Genomic DNA, 21873 nt, shown 5'->3' on the forward strand with positions numbered 1-21873 from the left:
CGGCGCTGAATTGAAAAAGTTGAGCCCACATTTAACCCCATTCGCGCGTTGCCCGCGTTATCGATCCTGTCCCTACCGAATTTTGACCGGAGCGATCCATGAAAATAATGCAGATGTCGTACGCCGCCCTCGTCGCGGTCCTCGTAGTCGCCTGCGCGCAGACGCCGGCCGAGCGTGAAGCGCGCAACGTTGTAGAGGAGGATGTAGCGACCGCTGCTGCGGCCCCTGCGCCGGCGGAGATGACGGACGCGATGGCGGAGGTTGGAGCCGCCGCAGTGCAATCGCTGCGCGCCGCGCCGACGCTGATGCTGTCCAAGCAGCAGGTCGGCGGCTTCGCGCCAGCGTATGCCGCAATGCCGTCGCAGGACCGGGAAACCTATGCGCATTTTGACGATGCCGGCGTGCTGCTCGCGGCGGAGCATCCGGTGTCCACGTTCAGTATCGATGTCGATACCGGGGCCTACGCCAACCTGCGGCGCATGTTGCGCGAGGGCCGGCTGCCGCCGCAGGACGCGGTGCGAGTGGAAGAGCTGATCAACTACTTTGAATATGACTATGCGCCGCCGAGCGATCGCGCGACGCCTTTCGCGGTGCATACGCAGCTCGCGCCGACGCCGTGGAATCGCGACACGCGATTGCTGCGGATCGGTGTGCAGGGCTGGAAGCCGTCGGGCGCATTGCCGCCGGCGAATCTGGTGTTCCTGGTCGATGTCTCCGGTTCGATGCAGTCACCGGACAAGCTGGCACTGGCGAAGTCGGCGCTGAAACTGCTGACCCAACAGCTCGATGCGCGCGACCGCATCAGTCTGGTGGTGTATGCCGGGGCGTCCGGTGTGGTGTTGCCGCCGACTCCGGGAAATCGGAAGGCCGAGATCATCGCCGCAATCGACCAGCTCGAGGCCGGCGGCAGTACCAACGGTGCCGCAGGAATCGAAACCGCTTACGCGCTGGCACAGCAGGCGCATATCGACGGCGGAATCAATCGCGTGCTGCTGGCGACCGACGGCGACTTCAATGTCGGCACGGTGAACTTCGAACAGCTCAAGGATCTGGCCGAGCGCAAGCGCGCGACCGGTGTGGCGCTGTCAACCCTGGGCTTCGGCGGCGGCAACTACAACGATCAGCTGATGGAGCAGCTGGCCGATGCCGGCAACGGCAACTACAGCTACATCGACAGTCTGGAAGAAGCGCGTCGCGCGCTGGTGCATTCGCGCGCAGCCATGCTGCAGACGATTGCGCAGGACGTGAAGATCCAGATCGAATTCAATCCGGCGGTGGTGGCCGAGTATCGCCTGATCGGTTACGAGAACCGTGCGCTGGCGCGCGAGGATTTCAACAACGACAAGGTGGATGCCGGCGAGATCGGCGCCGGGCACAGTGTGACTGCCCTGTATGAGATCGCGCTGGTTGGCAGTGCAGGCACGCAGGTCGATCCGCTGCGCTACGGCGCCACGCCCGGGACGGAAGCCGTGTCCGACGAGCTGGCGTTCCTGCGCCTGCGGTACAAGCGTCCCGGTGAAGATCGCAGCCAGTTGATTGAACGGCCACTGCGTTTGCGCGATCAGCTGGCCGGTGTCGACCGCACCGATGCCGACTTCCGCTTCGCGGCGGCGGTGGCTGGATTCGGCCAACTGCTGCGCGGCGGACGCTACACTGAATCCTTCGGATACGACGACGTGCTGGCGCTGGCGCGCAACGCACGTGGGTCCGATGATCAGGGTTGGCGCGGCGAGTTCCTGCAACTGGTGCAGCTCGCGGCCAGCCTGGATGCCACCACCGTGAAACCAGGGAGCGCGATCGGGTGTGAATCCGACGACTGCGGCTGAGGCGGACTGGGGTGCCGGCGTTGCCGAAGCGCCGGACCCAGCCGATGAATCACTGATGCTGGCCTATGCCGCCGGCGATGCGGCAGCGTTCGAGCCGCTGTATCGCCGGCACAAGGATGCGCTGTACCGCTACTTCCTGCGCCACGTCGATGCGGCCGACGCTTCCGAACTGTTTCAGGACGTGTGGAGGAATCTGGTGAATGCGCGTGCGCGCTACCGTCCCGACGCGCCGTTTCGTGCCTGGCTGTTTGCGCTGGCACACAATCGTTTGATGGATCACTTCCGGCGTAGTCGGCCCGGCGCGGAGTTGAACGACATGATGCCGGCGGATGCGACGCTGCAGCCCGAAGCCATCGCTCAGCGCCAACAGACGGTTGGCCGCGTGTTGTCGGCATTGAACGCTCTGCCGTTGGAGCAGCGCGAGATCATCGTGTTGCGCGAAGAGCGCGAGCTGACGCTGGAGCAGATTGCGCAGATCCAGGGCGTCGGTCGTGAAACCGTCAAGAGCCGCCTGCGCTACGCGCTGGCCAAATTGCGGGAGGTGCTCGATGAGTAAGCAATCGCCACCGCAGCTGCCGGACGACGATCAGCTGCAGCAGTATCTGGCGGGCGTCTCTTCGCTGAGTCGTGGCTACCGTGACGAATCGCGCGAAGTCACGCCGCCGGAGCTCGACCGAGCGGTGCTGCGGATGGCGCAGGCTGCGGCGCCGCGTCGTCGACGCGCATCGCGCTGGCAGCTGCCGCTGGCGCTTGCGGCAACGCTGCTGATCGGTGTGCCGCTGGCGTGGAACGTCACGCGGCAGGCGCCGCGCGTGCATGAAGAGTCGGTCGCAATGGCTCCGGCGCCGCCGCAGCAGCCACTGGACGCATTCGAACGCAGCGGAGGTGCCACGACGAGTGACGACGCTGGTGCAGCGCTGGGTGCCGCCGCCGAGTCGCCGGCAAAGGAGATGCCGCCACCGCAGCGATCCCTCAAGCGTTCCGCGCAGATTGCCGCTGCGCCGGAGCCCTCGGTGCTCCCGTCAACGCCTGATCGAGAGGTGCCTGCTGTTGCTGCACGGGCCGCCACGCCGTCGGCACAAGCTGCCCCTGCGGTTGCGATGCAATCATTGACGACAGCGTCACGCAGCGAAATGGCGGATGCGGCCGCAGCACCGGTTCTGAGCGAGGAAACGGACGAGAATCGCGCCGACACGAAGCGTTGGGTCGCGCCTGCGGCGTGGATCGTTGCGCAGTCGCCGGAGGGTGAAAACCGGGTCGGTGTCGATCTTTCAGCACCGTATGCCGGCGGAGCAGCCGCGCTGCTGCAGGGAGGGTCGGGTCTGGGGTGGATCGAACTGCGCCAGACATTGCCGGCTGCCCCGTATCGCGGCCTGCGTCTGCGTCTGCGCGGCATGCTGCGTCCGAATCTGGTTCAGGGATACGCGCAACTGTGGCTGCGCGCCGGCGCTGCTGACGTCGTTGCCGCGCAAGATCGCACTGATTCTCAGGTAGTGATCGTGACCGGCATACAGGACTGGCAGCCTGTTGATGTCACTCTCGATGTGCCCGTTGATGCTGAGGCGATCGCGCTGGGAGTGACCTTGCAGCGCGGTCAGGGTGAGGTCCATGTCGACCAGATCAGTCTGGTCGGCGTGCCAGCGGAGATGGCGCCGGCCGACTTGGCTCGCGCTCAGATACCGCTGCCGCAGCCGCGCAATGCCGGTTTCGAGGCGCCTCTCAGTCCGTGACACCGCGGTGAACCCTTAGACTCCCGCCATGCAATCGACATGCATCAACAGCGTCTATCTCGGCCGGGTGCAGCCGATGCCGGACGATGGACGGCCGACCGCGATCTTCAAGCAGCCGGTGACGACGGTTGTGGATGTTGGGCCGGAGGGATTGATCGGCGATACGCAGGCGGATCTCCGCGTTCATGGCGGGCTGGAAAAGGCGGTGCATCATTTTCCGGCGCGCAATCTCGAGCGTCTGCGCGCGCAGTTTCCGGACATTGCCGCGCAGCTGGTACCGGGCTGCATGGGCGAGAATTTTTCGACGGATGCCTGGGACGAGGCGGAAGTCTGTATCGGCGACATTTTTCGCGCCGGGACCGTGTTGCTGCAGCTGGGGCAGCCGCGTTCGCCGTGCTGGAAGATCGACGCGCGCCACGGTGTCGACGGCATGGCGCAGTTCATCGAGCGCGAGGGCATTGCCGGCTGGTACTACCGCGTGATCGAGCGCGGGCAGGTTCGCGCCGGTGATGCGATCACGCTGGTCGAACGCAACACTGATCCGGTCAGCCTGCGCGCGTTCTGGGATCTGCGTGCATTGCATCGTCCGAGTGCGGCACAGATGCAGCGTGTGATTGAAACGCCGGGCCTGGCGCCGGAACGCCGGCAGCGTCTGCAGCGGCGGCTGGAGTGGTTGCAGCAGAACGCCTGAACTCGAGCGCCGCCGCGGCCTGCGCAGCTACAGACTGCGCAGTGTTTCGATCAGGACCATGGTGCCGAGCGCGATCAGGATCACGCCCATCGCGTGATCGAGTTGATGGGCGTGCGCGCGCAGTGCGCGACGCAGGGCCGGATGCGACAGCATCAATGCGACGGTCGCGAACCAGCCGAAGGTTGTCAGCGGCAGCCACAGTGCCAGCGCCAGTTTGAGATCAGTGCTGACGGGGCCGCTGATCACCGCGGTGAACAGCGCAACGAAGAACAGTGTCGCCTTGGGATTGAGTACGTTGGTCGCCAGGCCGATCCAGTAGTTTTGTGCGCTGCTGCGTTGTGGGGTGCCGCCGGCGGTTTCCGACTGCGCTGTCAGCGGCTCCGCGCGCAGCGCCTGAATGCCCATCCACAACAGGAACAGCGCGCCAGCGACGGCGATCACGCGCATCGATCCCGGCAGCTTGTGGACCAGCCAGCTGAGGCCGAACAAGCCGTAGCTGACGTGAAACAGAATGCCGCTGCCGATGCCGGCTGCGGTCCACAGGCCGGCGCCGCGTCCTTGTGCCAGCGACTGCCGGACCACCATGGCGAAGTCGGGACCTGGCGACATCACGCCCAGCGCGTGTGCTGCAGCGACCGCGCTGAAGATTGCCCAGCCTGAGGATTCGGTCAGCGCGCTCATTCCGCTGCTTCGGTGTCCCAGCCCGGCCAGGGTCCGTCCGTATTGACCGGCAGGACGAGCTGGCGCGTCTCCTGGTGATACAGCTCCATGCCGCGCGCCTGATAGTTGGCCAGTGCGTGCGGTCCGTCGAGCGTGCAGGTGTGGACCCAGACACGCACCGCGCCCATCGACCAGGCGCGATCGATCCCGACGCTGAGCAGGTGTCCGCCGAGGCCGCGTCCGGTGAACTCGGGCATCAACCCGAAGTAGGCGATCTCGACGTCGTTGTCGTACTGGCGTTCAAGCTCGATGTATCCGGCCGGCGTGCCGTCGCAATACATCACCCAGGTCTGTACCTCCGGCCGATCGAGATAACGCATCCAGCGCGCGTGCGACCAGCTGAGCCGGTCGCGCCAGTGCCAGTGTCCGCCGACCGCGGTGTACAGAAAACGATTCAGGGCCGGTTGCGCGTGCTGCGCTCGCAGGATCAGCGGCGCGGGGCTCGGCACGTCGGCGCGGCGCAGTGCCGCGCGCGTGCGCATTTCCAGATACCAGGTGGTGACAGCTTGGCTCATGTGCGGTTGTGCATGGGATTGCTGTGGGCGCTGGTAGTGTGTGTCGACGATCGTTTCGGCGTGGTGTCGAACAGCGCGTGCCCCTGACGCAATGCGGTGTCACTCAGGCTGGACAGGCGCTGCTGGATCAGTTCGCGTGAGCGCAGCAGAACCAGCTGGTCGGCGTCGCGTTGCTGCGCGCAGCGCTCCAGCCGTTGCGCCAGTGCATGAAAATCGTGATGCAGGCCCAGGGTCTCGCCCAGGGCCTTGAGCGCGCCAACGTCAGCGCCGGCTTCGCGCAGACGCGGGGCCAGCAGGCCGTGTTGATAGCCGAGGTACTTCACCTGCTTGCGCCAGTTGTGCAGCAGTTCAGCCTGCGGGCGTGCGCCGACGCGCTGCAATTGACGGCGGCAGCGTGAATGCTGGTTGCGCAGATGGCGCCGCAGCGTGAGGTCGCCGCTGTCGGCATCCAGGGAGCCGAGGTCAATGTCATCGAGATAGAGCCGCGCCGCCTTCATCAGCTGACGTGAGCGCGACGCTGCTGCACTGAGGTCGCTGGCTTCGATCTGGCGCGACAGCAAGCTGCGCAGCGCGTGGTATTGCGGCTGTGTCAGCTGACGCCCGAGACGCAGGCGCCGCAAGGTCTGCAGCGCAACAACGGCATCGCGTTGCCCGGACAGGCTGCGTCCGGCATCGCGCAGCAGACGGTTCAGCAGCACGTAGTGCGTGGCGAGTTCACCGCGCAGCAGCCGCAGCCACGCGCGCAGCTTCTTCAGGCTCTTGCGGGCCTGATGGACTGTTTCAGCCGATGGTTCGCGCAGGCCCGCAAGCGCCAGGTCCAGTTCGCGCCGTGCGGCCTGGTGCAGCGCGGCACCGGGCGTGAGTCGCGGGTCGACGCTGAAGCCCACGGCAGCAACCGGCTACAGCGCGTAGGTGCGCTGCAGGTAATCGATGATCGCGGCCGACTCGTACATCTCGCTGCCGGTATTCGGATCAATCAGATAGGGCACCTGCACCCGTCCGGTGCGCTCCAGCAGTGCGCGGCGATTGCGGCTGCCGTCCTTGGGGCCCTTGAACAGGCGGTCGCGCATCTGCGGCGGACCCATGTCGCTCCAGCGTGCCTTGCCGGTGTTGTGCAGCAGGTACGGCAGTTCCAGTTCGCAGAGTTTTTCACGTACCAGACGCGAGTACGGACTGGATTCGAAGCTGTACAGCTCCAGCGGTTGCTCCGGTGCGCGTGACGGCCGTGCGCGCATGCCGGCGTGCGGACGTGTCGCGCTCGCAGTCATGCTTCCGAGCAGGCTCAGTGAATGCGGTAGCGCGCGCTCGGCGCGGAGCTTCCCGTCGTAGGTGCGCGCCAGATATTCGGCAATGTCAGCCGATTCGTAGAGTCGCGCACCGGTATTCGGATCGTGCAGAAACGGGAACTGGGTCTTGCCACCGAGGGTTGCAACCTTGGGGCGGAAGCGCGTCCCGTTCTTGGGGCACGGATAGATCATCACGTCCAGATCCAGCTCGGTCAGCGCCGAGCGCAGCATGCGGCAATATGGACAGCCTTCGAACTCGTACAGCGCGAGCGGCTGTTCGGGCTGCTTCCGTGCCGGCCGGAACGCATCGGTGCCGCGCCACAGTGCAGCGGTGCTGGTCAGCACGGAGCTGGCGACGTTGAGCGCATGCTGCATGGACGGTCTCCGGTCGGGCAGGTGTCGAGTCGACCATTATGCACGGACCGACCGCAAGGCTGCGGCCGTTGCGGACGCCAAAGGGGCTGCGGTGAAGCCGGCTCGTGTGGGCAAAAAACCGGCCGGTTCAAACCCTTTTCGCCTGTCGGGCGTCATATCGGCGATGATCACACCGACATGGACCAGCGGATGGGCAGACGGCAGGGGGACCGGCGTGCAGTCAGCTCGGGCGAATGAACATGTCGCGCAGGCAGCGCAACCGACAGATGCGGACTGGGTTCGCGCGGCAGTGGCCGGCGATGCGGCGGCGTTCGAGCAGTTGTACCGGCGCCACGTCGACCGCGTTTTTGGCTTGTGCGTGCGTTTGGTCGACGGTGATCGCGGCAAGGCCGAGCACTACACGCAGGATGTATTCGTGCGGGCCTGGGAGAAGCTTGGCAGCTTTCGTGGCGAAGCTCAGTTCAGCACCTGGCTGCATCGCCTGGCGGTGAATCTGGTGCTCGGCGAGTATCGACTGCTGCGTCGCTGGGTCAGTTTTGACGACCATCTGGCCGAGCAGGCGGGCAACGAGCCCGGTCACGATCCGCATCGATCGAGCGGAGAACGGCTCGATGTCGAACGCGCACTGGCGCGGCTGCCTAAAGGTGCACGCGCGGTGATCATGCTGCACGACGTCGAGGGCTATCGGCATGAGGAAATCGCGGCGCTGACCGGCATCGCGGTCGGTACGTCCAAGGCGCAGCTGCATCGCGCACGCAAATTGATGAAGGAGTGGCTCGCATGAGGACCCAGACGCCGCCGGACGCGCGGGCCGACGCTGACGACGATGTCATCGCGGCGCTGCAGCGGCTGGATCTGGCGCAAGCGCCGGAGCGCGATCTGTGGCTGACGATCGCGCCGCGGCTGCGACGTCGCCGGTCGCTGGGCGACTGGCTCGGCTACGCGGCCGCAGCCGGGTTTGCCGGAATCATGGCCGCCGGCATCTGGTTGCAGCGGCCTGCGACTGAGGCAGTTTCGACTGCGACGCCGGCGGTGGTCGCGCGGGTCGCCGGCGTCGTGGCGCCGCAGGAAAAAGCCCTGCTGAAGGCGAATCTGGCGATCGTCAAGGACGCGGAACGTCAGCTGCGTTACGCACTGGACAGCGATCCGGAGTCGGCGTCTCTGCAGCGCCTGCTGGCATCGGTCCGTGAACAGCGCAGCGAGCTGCACCAGCAATTGCAGCAGGCCATCTAGAGCCTGCATTTCGGAGCAAAAACCATGTTGAAACTGGATTGGATCATTGCCGCAGTGATTGCCGGCACCGTACTGGCTCCGGCCTGGGCCGGCACCCCGATCAATGAAACCCGGCCGCTGCAGGCGGACGGGCGTGTCAGCGTCAACAATCTCGCCGGTGAAATTGTTGTCAGCGCCTGGGACAAGAAGGAGGTCTCGATCTCCGGCGAACTCGGCGCCGACGTCGAGAAGCTCGACATCAGCGGCGATGCCGGCAGTCTCAAGATTTATGTGCGTTATCCGCGCAACAACCGCAATCGGGTTGAGGAGACGCTGCTGAAGCTCAATGTTCCGCGCGCTGCGGCGGTCACGCTTGAAGCGGTCAGCGCCGATCTGAGGATCAATGGGATCGAGGGCGAGCTGCACGCCAGCAGCGTCAGTGGCGAAGTGCAGGCCGAGGTCGAATCCAGGGATATCTCACTGGAAACCGTCAGTGGCGACATCAACCTGCGTGCACCCTCGCAGCGCGCTGAGCTGCACACGGTCAGCGGTGACATCAATGTCGAGGGCGGGCGTGGCAGCGTCAAGAGCGAGTCGGTGTCCGGCGACGTAAAAATTTCAGGCGGACCGTTCGAGTCGGTGTCGGCTGAAGCGGTGTCCGGTGACATCATTGTTGACTGCGCGCTGGGCGGCCGCAGTGAGCTAAGCGCCGAATCCCTCTCCGGCGACATCAACGTCCGTCTGGCGCAGACGCCGAACGCTTCGATCTCTTTGAAGACTTTCAGCGGCGAGCTGGGCGGCGAGTTCGGGCCCCAAAGCGGGGATACGCGCAAGTTCGACGCCGTGCTGGGTGACGGCAAGGGCCAGATCGATCTGCACAGCTTCAGTGGCGACATCCGACTCGGCAAGCGCTGAACCGCGGCCGGGCTGCGTACACAAAAAAGCCCGCGCTTCAGCGCGGGCTTTTTGCTGCGACTCGAGCCCTTAGTGCCGGAAGTGACGGATCCCGGTGAACACCATTGCCATGCCGGCCTCATCGGCCGCGGCAATGACTTCGGCATCGCGCATCGAGCCGCCGGGCTGGATCACCGCAGTGATGCCGGCCGCAGCGGCGGCGTCGATGCCGTCGCGGAACGGGAAGAACGCGTCCGAGGCCATCACCGAACCCGGGACTTCGAGCTTCTCGTCGGCAGCCTTGATGCCGGCAATCTTGGCCGAATACACGCGACTCATCTGTCCGGCGCCGACTCCAATGGTCATTTCATTGCGTGCGTAGACGATCGCGTTGGATTTGACGAACTTGGCGACGCGCCAGGCAAAGATCAGATCGCGCAGTTCGGCTTCGGTCGGTGCGCGCTTGCTGACGACCTTGAGTTCACCCGCCTGCACCACGGCAGCGTCGACATCCTGCACCAGCAGGCCGCCGGCGACGCGCTTGTAGTCAAAACTGCGCGCGCGCTGTGCCGGCCACTGGCCGCATTCGAGCAGGCGTACGTTCTGCTTGGCGGCGACGGCGTTGCGTGCGGCCGCGCTGATGCTCGGCGCAATGATGACTTCGACGAACTGACGTTCGACGATGCGCTTGGCGGTCTCGCCGTCGAGTTCGCGGTTGAAGGCAATGATGCCGCCGAAGGCCGAGGTCGGATCGGTGATGAAGGCTTGTTCATAGGCTTCACCGATCGTGCTGCGCACAGCGACGCCGCAGGGGTTTGCGTGCTTGACGATCACGCAGGCCGGCGCATCGAACGACTTCACGCATTCCAGCGCGGCGTCGGCGTCGGCGATGTTGTTGTACGACAGTTCCTTGCCCTGCAACTGGTTCGCCGCCGAAATCGTGCCGGTTTCGGCGTTGCGTTCGCGGTAGAACGCGGCGTTCTGGTGCGGGTTCTCGCCGTAGCGCAGATCCTGCTGCTTGTCGAACTGCAGGCCGAACACACCAGGGAAGGCGCTGCGCGTGCCATCGTCGAGCAGGCTCGACAGATAGGCCGAGACTGCGGCGTCGTAGCGGGAGGTCAGCGCGTAGGTTTTCAGCGCGAGGCGTTCGCGTGTGGCCTGCTCGACACCGCCGGCGTCGATTTCAGCCAGCACCTGCGGATAGTCCGCCGGGTCGGTCAGCACGCTGACCCACGCATGATTCTTGGCGGCCGCGCGCAGCATCGCCGGACCGCCGATGTCGATGTTCTCGATCGCGTCTTCCCGCGTGCAGTCGGATTTGGCGACCGTGGCTTCGAACGGATACAGGTTCACCACCAACAGATCGATCGGCGCGATGCCGTGCTCGGCCATCACGCTTTCGTCGATGTCGCGCCGGCCGAGCAGGCCGCCATGAATCTTCGGGTGCAGGGTCTTGACGCGGCCGTCCATGATCTCGGGAAAGCCGGTGTGGCGGCTGACCTCGGTGACTTCGAGGCCGCTGTCGCGCAGCAGTTTGTAGGTGCCGCCGGTGGAGAGCAGGGCGACGCCGCGCTGCGCCAGTTCTTGCGCGAATTCGACGATGCCGGCCTTGTCGGAAACAGAAAGGAGTGCGCGTCGGACCGGAGTTTTCATGGGCCGCAGTGTCCGTAGTCAGTCAGGAAAAGAGTAATTAATGCCGGTGCGACACCGTCGCAGGCCGGCTGCGATCACGCTTCAGAGCTTGAGCGTGTCGGGATCGATCTTGTGCTGTTTGAGTTTCTTGCGCAGCGTGGCGCGGTTCAGCCCCAGCATCTCAGCGGCGCGCGACTGATTGCCGAAGCAATAGCGCAGGGTCGCCAGCAGCAAGGGGGGCTCGACCTGATCCAGGAACAGGTCGTAGAGGTTCTTCGGCGCGTGCCCGTTCAGCGTGCGGAAGAAATCATCCAGAGAATCCTGAACCGAATGGCCCAAGGGTTTGATGTCTGAAGATCGAAGGGAGGACATGGGTTTCGTTCTCAAACACGCGCAAACGCTGCGGCGGCTCGGCGAAAAGGGCGGCAATCATACCCCCAAGCCGGTGCCGGAAAAAGCAGGGATTTTCCTGAGTCGTTTCCGGGCGCGAGATGTGACACTCAATTGGCGTCCGTTGCCAGCATGGTTTCGATCAGCTTCGACCATGCGGGGGCGGGTTGCCAGATCGTGTGCAACTCCTGGCGAGCTGCTTCCACACTGTCGCCTAAGTTCAGGACGCGATGGAGAAAGACGAACGCGGACGCGCGCAGATTCAGGGCGCAGTGCACCAGCACTTTCTGCCCGGACAGGGTTTTCATCAGATCCAGAAACTGCTGTGCATGCTGCGGCGTCGGCGCATCGAACGGCACCGGGATCGCGTGGTAGCTGAGGCCAGCGTTCGCGCACAGTTGCGCTTCGTCGTCGAGATAATTCGGCGACGTCGGCATCGCCAGATTGATCACCGCCGTGTAGCCGGCCTGCGCCAGCACCGGGAAGTGCAGTGGCTGCGGTTGCCCGGCCGATGCCAGCAAGGGGCCATAGCGGTGCAGCGCGATCAGCGCCGGCATGCGGCATTGCGCGCTGATCCGGGTCCAGCCTTCGCGCGAGACATCGTCATCACAGTCGAACCAGGCGTCGTAGGCGTCGCGGATTTCCTGTGCGTGCCGATCGAGCAGCCCGGCCAGTGCCAGCCGTCCGCCGGGTGTAATGCTGCTGGCCAGCAGCGGCGCCAGTTGCAGCAGTGGGCCGGCGAGAATATTGGCAACAACGATGTCGGCGGGGAACGGCACGAAGTCGGCCGGCAGCAGTGTGGTGACGCGGTCGGCGACGCCGTTGTCGGCGGCGTTGCTGCGCGTGGCGGTCAGTGCCTGCGGGTCGATGTCGACACAGACCGCGCGTTCAGCGCCAAGCAGCAGGGCGGCGATCGCCAGCACACCGGAGCCGCAGCCGTAGTCGAGCACGGTCTTGCCGCTGAGGTCCTGCGTCGCCAGCCATTCCAGGCACAGTGCAGTGGTGGGGTGGGTGCCGGTGCCGAATGCCAGGCCGGGGTCCAGGCGCAGCAGCACGGCATCGGACTGGGTGACTTCGGATGCTTTCTCGTGTGGCACCACCCACAGGCGTTCGCCGAATTTCAGTGGCGGGCAGTCCTTGAGCCAGATGCGGATCCAGTCCTGGTCCTCGATCAATTCGTCGGCAAATGCGGCGTCGGCGCCATCCGGCAGCAGTTCGCGCAGACCGGTGATCACCGGGTTGAGATCGGTGTCGTCCGTGAACAGGCCGATGGTGACCGTGCGCGACCACAGCCGGGTTTCGCCCGGCGCCGGCTCCAGTACCGGGTTGTCCTCGGCATCGATGAAGCTGACCGCCTGGGCGCCATGCGCCAGCAGCAGTTCGTCGGCAAATTCCGGGTGTGCGGTTTGAACCCGCAGTTGTAGCCAGGCCATTGTCAGGACTCGCGGCTGATGGAAGGGGATTGATCGGGATCGGTGTGCTGCACGGTGGCATCGACGGCGCCGCGTGCCAGCAGCACGCGCAGTGCGTCGCCGCGCTGCAGGCCCGCGGTGTCGGTCAGCGCGCGGCCGTCGGCATCGAGCGCGATTGAATAGCCGCGTGCCAGTACGGCGCGCGGACTCAGGGAATCGAGCGCCGATTGCTGACGCTGCCACTGCGCCCGAGCGGTTTCGATGCGGCGGCGACCGGCCGCTAGCAGTCGATGCCGCAGCGTGGCCAGTTCGGCGCGGCGCAGTTGCAGGCGGGTTGCCGGCGCGCTGGCGTGCAGGCGCGCCTGCAACTGCTGCAGATGACGTTCGCGTTCGCGCAACAGCTTGCTGATCGCTTGCGCGCTGCGCTGTGCCGATTCATCCAGGCGTTGCGAGCGTTCCTGCAGTCGGCGTTCCGGGTGCTGATGATGCATGCGCTGCAGCAGACCGTGCAGGCGTTCGGCATCGCTGCGCAGGCGCCGCTGCAGCGCAGCCTGCGCACGGGTCTGTTGCTGCACTAGGTTGCGGTGCCAGTCGGCGATATCCGGGCTGATGCGCTCGGCCGCCCCGGTGGGCGTCGGTGCGCGCAGGTCCGCCACGTAATCGGCGATGGTGGTATCGGTTTCGTGACCGACGCCGCTGACCACCGGCACTGTGCAGGCGCGGATTGCGCGCGCGACGGTTTCCTCGTTGAACGCCCACAGGTCTTCTAGCGAGCCCCCGCCGCGCGCCAGCAGGATCACGTCCACCGCAACCCGCCGCGGCAGTTCGGCCAGTGCGCGCACGATCGCCGGCGCCGCTTCGCTGCCCTGGACCGGCACCGGATACAGATAGACCGGGGCCAGCGGGAAGCGCCGCGCCAGCGTGCTGGTGATGTCCTGGATCGCCGCGCCAGTGGCCGAAGTGATGATTCCGATGGCGCGCGGCACGGCCGGAATCGGGCGCTTGAGTTCGGGCGCGAACAGGCCTTCGGCGGCCAGACGTTTCTTGAGCTCCTCGAAAGCGCGCAGCAGCGCACCTTCGCCGGCCGGTTCCATGTGCTCGCAGATCAGCTGCAGGTCGCCGCGGGCGGTGTAGAGACTGACCTGGGCGCGGACCAGGACCTGGTCGCCGTTGCTGGGCACTGGACGCACATGGAAATTGGTATTGCGGAACATCGCGCTGCGCAACTGTGCATTGGCGTCCTTTAGCGTGAAATACCAATGTCCGGACGCCGGTCGCGACAGATTGGAGATCTCGCCCTGGACCCAGACCCGCGGAAGCGCGCCTTCAATCAGTGCGCGCAAGGTCTCGGCCAGTTCGGAGACCTGGTAAACGGTGCGGTTGCCGGTGGGGGCGGCTTGATCGGCAAGTCGGCTCATGGGGGCGCACAGCTTAGTGTCTATTGGTGGTGTTTGCGCGCCAATCGGAACGGTCGGAGCGGCGCAAGCGCCCCGTCATCGCCTATAATGAGCCGCTTCATCTCCTCCCGGACCTGCCATGCGGATCCAGACCGAAGCTCTGACCTTCGACGACGTACTCCTCCTCCCGGCGTTTTCGGATGTTCTGCCTCGCCAGGTTGATTTGCGCACCGCGCTGACCCGCCGTATCACCCTGAACGTTCCGCTGGTTTCCGCGGCGATGGATACGGTGACCGAGGCCAAGCTGGCGATCGCGCTGGCACAGGAAGGCGGCCTCGGCATCATTCACAAGAACATGTCGGCCGAGCGCCAGGCGCTGGAAGTCCGCCAGGTCAAGAAATACGAATCCGGCGTGATCGTCGATCCGATCACGGTGCCGCCGACGATGACCGTCGGTGAAGTGCTCAAGCTGACTCGCGCCAACCGCATTTCCGGCGTGCCGGTGGTGGACGGCAAGGCGCTGGTCGGCATCGTCACCAGCCGCGACCTGCGTTTTGAGACCCGCTACGACGAGCCGGTGTCGCGCGTGATGACGCCGAAGGCGCGTCTGGTCACGGTCAAGGAAGGCGCGTCCAAGGAAGAAGTCATTTCCAAGCTGCACGAGCATCGCATCGAAAAGGTGCTGGTGATCAATGACCGCTTTGAACTGCGCGGCATGATCACCGTCAAGGACATCCAGAAGTCGACCGACTTTCCCAGCGCCTGCAAGGACGAGAAGGGCAGGCTGCGCGTGGGTGCCGCGGTGGGCACCGGCGCGGATACCGACGAGCGCGTCGCAGCGCTGGTCGAAGCCGGAGTGGACGTGGTCGTGGTCGACACTGCGCATGGCCATTCGCTGGGTGTGATTCAGCGCGTGGCGCAGATCAAGAAGCAGTACGGTGACGCACTGCAGGTCATCGGCGGCAACATCGCCACCGGCGACGCGGCACTGGCGCTGGCGGATGCCGGCGCGGATGCGGTCAAGGTCGGGATCGGCCCGGGGTCGATCTGCACCACACGTGTGGTCGCCGGCGTCGGTGTGCCGCAGATCAGCGCAGTCATGCAGGTGGCCGAGGCGCTCAAGTCCAAGGGCCTGCCGCTGATCGCCGATGGCGGCGTGCGCTATTCCGGTGACTTCTCCAAGGCGCTCGCAGCGGGGGCCTATGTGGTCATGGTCGGTTCGATGCTGGCCGGTACCGAAGAAGCGCCGGGCGAGGTGGAGCTGTATCAGGGCCGGTCGTACAAGTCCTACCGCGGCATGGGCTCGCTGGGTGCGATGGCGCAGGGTTCCAAGGACCGCTACTTCCAGGACACCACCTCGGAAGTCGAGAAGCTGGTGCCGGAAGGCATCGAAGGCCGCGTGCCGTACAAGGGTCCGATGTCGGCGATCGTGCATCAGATGGTCGGCGGCCTGCGTGCCAGCATGGGCTACACCGGCTGCAAGAGCATCGAAGAGCTGCGGACCAAGACCCAGTTCGTCAAGATCACCTCGGCCGGCGTCAAGGAGTCGCACGTACACGACGTGACGATCACCAAGGAAGCGCCGAACTACCGCGTCGAATGATTGGCCTCCGCCCCGGTTCGCCGGGGCTTTTCAGTTGGGAACCACACGCTTGAAGAACATCCATTCCGACAAGATCCTGATCCTGGATTTCGGCAGTCAGTACACCCAGCTGATTGCGCGCCGGGTGCGAGAACTCGGGGTCTATTGCGAACTGCATCCCTGGGACATGGACGACGCCGAACTCCGCGCATTTGCGCCGAGCGGTGTGATCCTGTCCGGCGGGCCCGAATCGGTGCTCGAAGACGGTTCGCCGCGGGCGCCGCAGGCGGTGTGGGATCTGCAGGTACCGGTGCTGGGCATCTGCTACGGCATGCAGACGATGGCCGCGCAACTCGGCGGTGCGGTGGCGCCGGGCACGGTGAAGGAATTCGGTTACGCCGAGATTCGTGCGCGCGGGCACTCGAAGCTGCTGAAGGACATTGAGGACCGCGTCAACGACGAGGGCCACGGGCTGCTCGACGTCTGGATGTCGCATGGCGATCACGTCACTGAACTGCCGGCCGGATTCAAGCTGATCGCCTCGACCAAGGACGTGCCGATTGCCGGCATCGCCGACGAGGATCGCGGCTACTACGCGCTGCAGTTCCATCCGGAAGTCACCCATACGACTCAGGGCAAGCGCATCTATTCGCGCTTCGTTCACGACATCTGCGGCTGCGGCAATGCCTGGACCGCGGACAACATCATCGAGGATGCGATCGCACGCGTGCGCGCCCAGGTCGGTGACCGCAAGGTGCTGCTGGGCCTGTCCGGCGGCGTCGATTCCTCGGTGGTCGCCGCGCTGCTGCATCGCGCGATCGGCGATCAGCTGACCTGCGTGTTCGTTGACCACGGCCTGCTGCGGCATCAGGAAGGCGATCAGGTCATGAAGATCTTCGCCGATCATCTCGGCGTGAAGGTCATCCGCGTCAATGCCGAAGAGCGCTTCCTGAGTGAACTGCAAGGCGAGGCAGACCCGGAGGCCAAGCGCAAGATCATCGGCCGCCTGTTCGTCGAAGTGTTCGAGCAGGAATCGAACAAGCTCGAAGGCATCGACTTCCTGGCGCAGGGCACGATCTATCCGGATGTCATCGAGTCGGCCGGCGCCAAGACCAAGAAGGCGCATGTGATCAAGAGCCATCACAACGTCGGCGGTCTGCCCGAGCACATGAAGATGCAGCTGGTCGAGCCGCTGCGCGAACTGTTCAAGGACGAAGTGCGCGAGATCGGTGTCGAACTCGGTCTGCCGCGCGAGATGGTCTATCGTCATCCGTTCCCGGGTCCGGGTCTGGGCGTGCGCATTCTGGGCGAAGTCACCAAGGCCGCCGCCGACACACTGCGTCTGGCCGACCACATCTTCATCGAGGAGCTGCGCAAGTCCGGCTGGTACGACAAGACCAGTCAGGCCTTCGCCGTGTTCCTGCCGGTGAAGTCGGTCGGTGTGACCGGCGACGGCCGCCGCTATGAACCGGTGATCGCGCTGCGCGCGGTGCAGACCATCGACTTCATGACCGCACAGTGGGCGCATCTTCCCTATGAGCTGCTGGACGTCTGCTCACGGCGCATCGTCAACGAAATCCCCGGCGTCTCCCGCGTCGTCTATGACGTCTCCGGCAAGCCGCCGGCGACGATCGAGTGGGAATGATTCCGCGTCTGGCACAGCCAGGCACCTGATGGCATGAAATGCCGCTAAGCCCGCGTAATTGCGGGCTTTTTTTTGTTTGTGTTTGGCACGATCTGGCAACGGGAGGAAGCGCCAAGCACCGTTTGAGCATGGCATTAAAGCTGGTATTATGGTTTGGCGATGCCATGATTGATGCCGATACCATGCTGCGTTCTTTTGTGTGTTCATGGTATTAATATTCTATAAGTTACTGTTTCGTAAGAAAAAATACGATAAATTCGAGATTTTTTCAGCATGGTATCGGAGACGAAGAAGGACAAGGTACATGCTGACCGATACCAAGCTGCGCAATCTCAAGCCCAGGGACAAACTCTACAAAGTGAATGACCGGGAAGGTCTCTATGTGGCAGTGACTCCAGCCGGCTCCATCTCGTTCCGTTACAACTACTCAATCAACGGTCGGCAGGAGACCATCACCTTTGGGCGTTATGGTGTCGGTGGCATCACCCTGGCCGAAGCCCGCGAGCTGTTGGGTGACGCCAAGAAGATGGTTGCGGCGGGCAAGTCGCCGGCCAAGGAGAAAGCCCGAGACAAGGCGCGGGTGAAAGATGCAGAGACGTTCGGTGCCTGGGCGGAGAAGTGGCTGCGTGGCTACCAGATGGCCGACTCCACCCGCGATATGCGCCGCTCGGTTTATGAGCGTGAGCTGAAGCCGAAATTCAGCAATCAGAAGCTGGTGGAGATCACCCACGAAGACTTGCGGGCGCTGGCTGATGCCATTGTTGAGCGAGGCGCACCGGCCACCGCCGTTCATGTGCGTGAAATCGTGTTGCAGGTATTTCGCTGGGCCATCGAGCGTGGGCAGAAGGTCGAAAACCCGGCAGAACTGGTGCGCCCAACAAGCATCGCTCGATTCGAGCCACGTGACCGAGCGTTGACGCCAGAAGAAATTGGGCTGATGTACCAGTACATGGAGCGAGTGGGCACAAGCCCAACAAACCGTGCGGCGGCCAAGCTGTTATTGCTGACGATGGTGCGCAAGAGCGAGCTGACCAATGCGACCTGGAGCGAGATCAATTTCAGCGAAGCGTTGTGGACGATTCCAAAGGAGCGGATGAAACGCCGTAACCCGCACCTGGTATTTCTGTCCCAGCAGGCTCTGGATATTTTCATTGCCATGAAAACCTTTGCCGGTGGTTCCGACTTCGTTTTGCCATCACGGTACGACTCGGATGCGCCGATGAGCGCTGCCACACTTAACCAGGTGCTGACGCTGACTTACAAGGCGGCGCAGAAAGATGGGAAGTCACTTACCAAGTTCGGACCGCATGATTTGCGGCGCACAGCCAGCACGCTGTTGCATGAGGCCGGCTACAACACCGACTGGATCGAGAAGTGCCTGGCGCACGAGCAGAAGGGCGTGAGGGCTGTCTACAACAAGGCTGAGTACCGCGAGCAGCGGGCGGCGATGTTGCAGGATTGGGCCGATATGATTGATGAGTGGACTTCGGGAGGCAGTAAGGGTTGATGTTTTTGCTATCTTTGATAGCATTGAAGTTGATGCCGTGAATTTATAAATAAGGCCGCCATTGGCATCGGGCAGGTCAATTACCGATTAGCTGCTTCGCGCAGCTACTCGATGAATAGCAACTATTCATTTGAGAGGTATTGACCCATGCAAAATATAAAGACCCTCATCAACAGGAAGAAGCTCCTGGAGATGATCCCGCTTTCGACACGAACAATTTATAACCTGGAGCAGCGAGGGGATTTTCCACGCCGTATCGCGTTAACCAGTAGAAATGTCGCCTGGGATTTGTCAGAGGTCGAAGAGTGGATTGAGGCACGTAAATCATCGGGTGATCAAGCTGCGCGACCTGGCCCTATAGAGGGCTAGTTATATGGCTCTTGATCTTATGGCGGCTTTCACGGAATTGCCGCCACCCATTGATTATGTTCTGCCTAATATGGTTGCTGGCACTGTTGGTGCTCTTGTGTCGCCTGGTGGGGCTGGTAAATCCATGTTGGCCCTTCAATTGGCTGCACAGATTGCAGGCGGGCCTGATTTACTTGAAATAGGCGAGTTTCCCACCGGGCAAGTGGTCTATCTGCCTGCTGAAGATCCACCGGCCGCTATTCACCATCGTCTGCACGCCCTTGGGGCACACCTCAGCGCAGCGGAACGGCAAGCCGTGGCTGATGGTTTGCTCATTGAACCCTTGATCGGTAAATGCCCAAACATCATGGCTGCTAGCTGGTTCGATGCTCTCAAACGAGCCGCTGAAGGTCGTCGCTTGATGATCTTGGACACTTTGCGGCGCTTCCACATTGAGGAGGAGAACGCTAGCGGGCCGATGGCGCAGGTTGTTGGGCACATGGAGGCCATAGCCGCTGATACAGGCTGCTCCATTGTGTTTCTGCACCACGCGAGTAAAAGCGCAGCCATGATGGGGTCGGGCGATCAACAGCAGGCCAGTCGTGGATCGTCCGTACTGGTTGATAACATCCGTTGGCAATCGTACCTATCCGGCATGACGCAAGGCGAGGCCGAGATACTGGGGGTCGATGATTGTCAGCGTGGGTATTTTGTCCGCTTTGGCGTCAGCAAGGCCAACTATGGCGCACCTTTTCAAGAACTCTGGTTTAGACGGCACGACGGCGGCGTGTTGAAGCCTGCTGTACTGGAGCGGCAGTGCAAGGTGAAAAGGAGACAGCGTGAAGAAGCCTAAGCATGACCTGACCCACGTCCGACATGATCCCGCGCACTGTTTGGCACCTGGCCTGTTCCGCAGCCTCAAGCGTGGCGATCGCAAACGCTGCAAGCTGGACGTGACCTACACCTTTGGCGAGGACGAATCCATGCGTTTCGTCGGATTCGAACCTCTCGGGGCCGATGATATGCGTCTTTTGCAAGGCATCGTGGCCCTTGGCGGCCCGAACGGCATCTTGCTAACCCCGGAACCGACCAGTGAGACGGGGCGACAGCTACGGCTATTCCTTGAACCCCGTTTCGAAGCCATTGAGCAAGACGGCTTGGTGGTTCGTGAGAGCCTGACCAAACTGCTCTCAGAAACGGGCATGACGGATAGCGGCGACAACATCAAGGCGCTCAAAGCCAGCCTGCTGCGCATGTCGAACGTCACCATCCTTGTGACGAAGGGACGGCGGCAAGCCGCGTTCCACCTGATGAGTCATGCTTTTGACGAGACGGACGGCAGGCTATGGGTTGCCCTGAATCCGCGTATTGCCGAAGCGATCCTGGGGCATCGTCCATATGCCCGTATCGACATGGCGGAAGTGCGGGTGCTACAGACTGATCCGGCACGGCTGATGCACCAACGGCTATGCGGCTGGATCGACCCCGGCAAATCCGGGCGCGTGGAACTGGACACGCTTTGCGGCTATGTCTGGCCAGATGAAGCCAATGCCGAAGCTATGAAAAAACGCCGTCAGACTGCCCGGAAGGCACTGGCCGAACTTGCCGCCGTGGGTTGGGTAGTGAACGAATACGCCAAGGGAAAATGGGAGATCAAGAGGCCTGGCCCCACGGCAACTGCACCCGTTTACCGTCGTAACGTTCCCTTGTTACCGTCGTAACGCTCCCCTTCTGCCGTCGTAACGTTCCCCGTCCCAATTTGGAAAACCCAGACGGTGCGCTGCTTTGCGGGCAGTTTGGGAAATCCATCCAAGATTATCTAAAGATAATCCATCATGCGCGGTGCAGCTCGCGCCTTGAGGGCGCGTTCTGACCTTGCCAATAAAGCCCTGGCGGGCTTTATCAATCGGCCATAGGCCGATGGTTTAACGCCAAGAAGAGAAGGCGGCTTCAGTGGCCGCTGAAACGCCTTGTGAGAGGGGAAAACAACCCGGAGTCCCTTATTCCATGAGCTGAAGCAGAATCTGCGTCTAACGGTGCTGGAGGGCCGCTGTGTGCACTTGTAGTTATCTGTACTGAAACCTTGGCTCGAAACGTGAAATGGCTAAGCAGTGCCCATTCGTTCGGTAAGAATAATAAGAAGATTATTATTCTTATTATTACCAAGCAGGAATGAGCCGTGTGTGTTGGACGCCCATAACCAGTAACCTGCGTGAAGGTGTCAACATCAGGAAAGGTTGCCCCTCAAGTATCAATACGTCGCCTTAGTGGTATGACGGGAGGGGAGGCAAATTTCTTGTGTTCATTGACACTTGAGGGGCGGGTTATGCCCTTCTTTTTTGGCGTCCAACTCGCCCCATCGGGGCGAATGGTTTGTGTCGATTGTTGGCATTTTAGGTTCCGATTTAAAGCCGATTGAGCAGCGATTTTGAAGCGACTATGTCGATTGCAGGCCGATTTGGTGACGATTACGGTTATGTTGCCAAGAATCGGTGTTTGTTTGACGATAAAACGCTTTACGTTCGATATGCGCTAGATTTTCAATAGTGGGTGAAATGCGGGCAGGATGGGTGAAGTTAGCTAACCGGCAAGCCGGTTATCTATCTTCACTGTCCCTTATTCGCGCCGGGGGCACTCAACGGGAATCCTGCCCTGCGGGGCTGATCGGCTACCGCCGGTTGCAAGAGTATAGGTCTTGCTATTTTTAATAT

At 63.0% G+C, this 21873-nt stretch carries 20 protein-coding genes and 1 pseudogene; 13 read left to right on the top strand and 8 right to left on the bottom strand.

Annotation, left to right across the window (positions count from 1 at the left end; translation table 11 throughout):
• Positions 1-107: 107 nt before the first annotated feature.
• From E4T66_RS03090 to E4T66_RS03105, 4 genes are read left to right on the top strand one after another with little or no spacing between them, the layout of a single operon-like run.
• The gene (locus tag E4T66_RS03090) at positions 108-1826 is read left to right on the top strand and encodes a vWA domain-containing protein (protein ID WP_136847525.1); all 1719 of its coding nucleotides are present in this window, start codon (positions 108-110) and stop codon (positions 1824-1826) included.
• The gene (locus E4T66_RS03095; RefSeq protein ID WP_211242735.1) at positions 1804-2382 is read left to right on the top strand and encodes a sigma-70 family RNA polymerase sigma factor; all 579 of its coding nucleotides are present in this window, start codon (positions 1804-1806) and stop codon (positions 2380-2382) included. Before E4T66_RS03090 ends, E4T66_RS03095 begins: the two co-directional genes overlap by 23 nt.
• Positions 2375-3556: a hypothetical protein gene (locus tag E4T66_RS03100; protein WP_136847423.1), complete on the top strand. Its 1182-nt coding sequence runs from the start codon at positions 2375-2377 to the stop codon at positions 3554-3556. Before E4T66_RS03095 ends, E4T66_RS03100 begins: the two co-directional genes overlap by 8 nt.
• 28 nt (positions 3557-3584) lie before the next feature.
• Positions 3585-4247, top strand: coding sequence for an MOSC domain-containing protein (locus E4T66_RS03105; RefSeq protein WP_136847424.1), 663 nt, complete (start codon positions 3585-3587; stop codon positions 4245-4247).
• A 27-nt stretch (positions 4248-4274) separates the two neighbouring features.
• Here E4T66_RS03105 and E4T66_RS03110 read toward each other — a convergent pair whose 3' ends face one another.
• From E4T66_RS03110 to E4T66_RS03125, 4 genes are read right to left on the bottom strand one after another with little or no spacing between them, the layout of a single operon-like run.
• Positions 4275-4928: a LysE family translocator gene (locus E4T66_RS03110; protein ID WP_136847425.1), complete on the bottom strand. Its 654-nt coding sequence runs from the start codon at positions 4926-4928 to the stop codon at positions 4275-4277.
• Entirely contained in the window at positions 4925-5482 is a 558-nt protein-coding gene (locus E4T66_RS03115) for a GNAT family N-acetyltransferase (RefSeq protein WP_136847426.1), read from the bottom strand. Before E4T66_RS03115 ends, E4T66_RS03110 begins: the two co-directional genes overlap by 4 nt.
• Positions 5479-6369 (bottom strand): CHAD domain-containing protein, encoded by an 891-nt coding sequence (locus E4T66_RS03120; RefSeq protein ID WP_136847427.1) that lies wholly within the window; start codon positions 6367-6369, stop codon positions 5479-5481. The genes E4T66_RS03115 and E4T66_RS03120 overlap by 4 nt, the downstream gene beginning before the upstream one ends.
• Before the next feature lie 12 nt (positions 6370-6381).
• Positions 6382-7143, bottom strand: a complete 762-nt coding sequence (locus tag E4T66_RS03125; RefSeq protein ID WP_136847428.1) for a glutathione S-transferase N-terminal domain-containing protein — start codon at positions 7141-7143, stop codon at positions 6382-6384.
• 214 nt (positions 7144-7357) lie between these two features.
• Between E4T66_RS03125 and E4T66_RS03130 the strand changes: the two genes are divergently transcribed.
• From E4T66_RS03130 to E4T66_RS03140, 3 genes are read left to right on the top strand one after another with little or no spacing between them, the layout of a single operon-like run.
• Positions 7358-7927 (top strand): RNA polymerase sigma factor, encoded by a 570-nt coding sequence (locus tag E4T66_RS03130; RefSeq protein WP_248679382.1) that lies wholly within the window; start codon positions 7358-7360, stop codon positions 7925-7927.
• The gene (locus E4T66_RS03135; protein ID WP_136847430.1) at positions 7924-8376 is read left to right on the top strand and encodes a hypothetical protein; all 453 of its coding nucleotides are present in this window, start codon (positions 7924-7926) and stop codon (positions 8374-8376) included. The genes E4T66_RS03130 and E4T66_RS03135 overlap by 4 nt, the downstream gene beginning before the upstream one ends.
• A gap of 24 nt (positions 8377-8400) precedes the next feature.
• Entirely contained in the window at positions 8401-9270 is an 870-nt protein-coding gene (locus tag E4T66_RS03140) for a DUF4097 family beta strand repeat-containing protein (RefSeq protein WP_136847431.1), read from the top strand.
• 69 nt (positions 9271-9339) lie between these two features.
• Here the strand turns inward: E4T66_RS03140 and purH are convergent, their stop codons facing one another.
• From purH to xseA, 4 genes and pseudogenes are all read right to left on the bottom strand, one after another.
• Positions 9340-10902, bottom strand: a complete 1563-nt coding sequence (gene purH / locus E4T66_RS03145) for a bifunctional phosphoribosylaminoimidazolecarboxamide formyltransferase/IMP cyclohydrolase (RefSeq protein WP_136847432.1) — start codon at positions 10900-10902, stop codon at positions 9340-9342.
• 81 nt (positions 10903-10983) lie between these two features.
• Entirely contained in the window at positions 10984-11253 is a 270-nt protein-coding gene (locus E4T66_RS03150) for a helix-turn-helix domain-containing protein (RefSeq protein ID WP_136847433.1), read from the bottom strand.
• A 581-nt stretch (positions 11254-11834) separates the two neighbouring features.
• Positions 11835-12704 (bottom strand): annotated as a pseudogene (gene prmA / locus E4T66_RS03155) (50S ribosomal protein L11 methyltransferase); the annotation flags it as partial.
• A 2-nt stretch (positions 12705-12706) separates the two neighbouring features.
• Entirely contained in the window at positions 12707-14101 is a 1395-nt protein-coding gene (xseA, locus tag E4T66_RS03160; protein ID WP_136847435.1) for an exodeoxyribonuclease VII large subunit, read from the bottom strand.
• A gap of 118 nt (positions 14102-14219) precedes the next feature.
• Between xseA and guaB the strand changes: the two genes are divergently transcribed.
• From guaB to repC, 6 genes are all read left to right on the top strand, one after another.
• Positions 14220-15683: an IMP dehydrogenase gene (gene guaB, locus E4T66_RS03165; protein ID WP_136847436.1), complete on the top strand. Its 1464-nt coding sequence runs from the start codon at positions 14220-14222 to the stop codon at positions 15681-15683.
• A gap of 49 nt (positions 15684-15732) precedes the next feature.
• Positions 15733-17307 (top strand): glutamine-hydrolyzing GMP synthase, encoded by a 1575-nt coding sequence (gene guaA / locus E4T66_RS03170; RefSeq protein ID WP_136847437.1) that lies wholly within the window; start codon positions 15733-15735, stop codon positions 17305-17307.
• 304 nt (positions 17308-17611) lie between these two features.
• Positions 17612-18814: a tyrosine-type recombinase/integrase gene (locus tag E4T66_RS03175; protein WP_000954590.1), complete on the top strand. Its 1203-nt coding sequence runs from the start codon at positions 17612-17614 to the stop codon at positions 18812-18814.
• 147 nt (positions 18815-18961) lie between these two features.
• A complete protein-coding gene (locus tag E4T66_RS03180; protein WP_001179606.1) occupies positions 18962-19183 on the top strand; it encodes a helix-turn-helix transcriptional regulator in 222 nt (73 codons plus the stop codon).
• 4 nt (positions 19184-19187) lie between these two features.
• Positions 19188-20015 carry a helicase RepA family protein gene (locus E4T66_RS03185; RefSeq protein WP_001162384.1) on the top strand — a complete coding sequence of 276 codons (828 nt, stop codon included), beginning with the start codon at positions 19188-19190 and terminating at the stop codon, positions 20013-20015.
• The gene (gene repC / locus E4T66_RS03190; protein ID WP_000743064.1) at positions 20002-20883 is read left to right on the top strand and encodes a replication protein C, IncQ-type; all 882 of its coding nucleotides are present in this window, start codon (positions 20002-20004) and stop codon (positions 20881-20883) included. The genes E4T66_RS03185 and repC overlap by 14 nt, the downstream gene beginning before the upstream one ends.
• Positions 20884-21873: the final 990 nt, after the last annotated feature.

This window comes from Sinimarinibacterium arenosum (assembly GCF_005047655.1).
In the GTDB taxonomy this organism is placed as follows: domain Bacteria; phylum Pseudomonadota; class Gammaproteobacteria; order Nevskiales; family Nevskiaceae; genus Solimonas.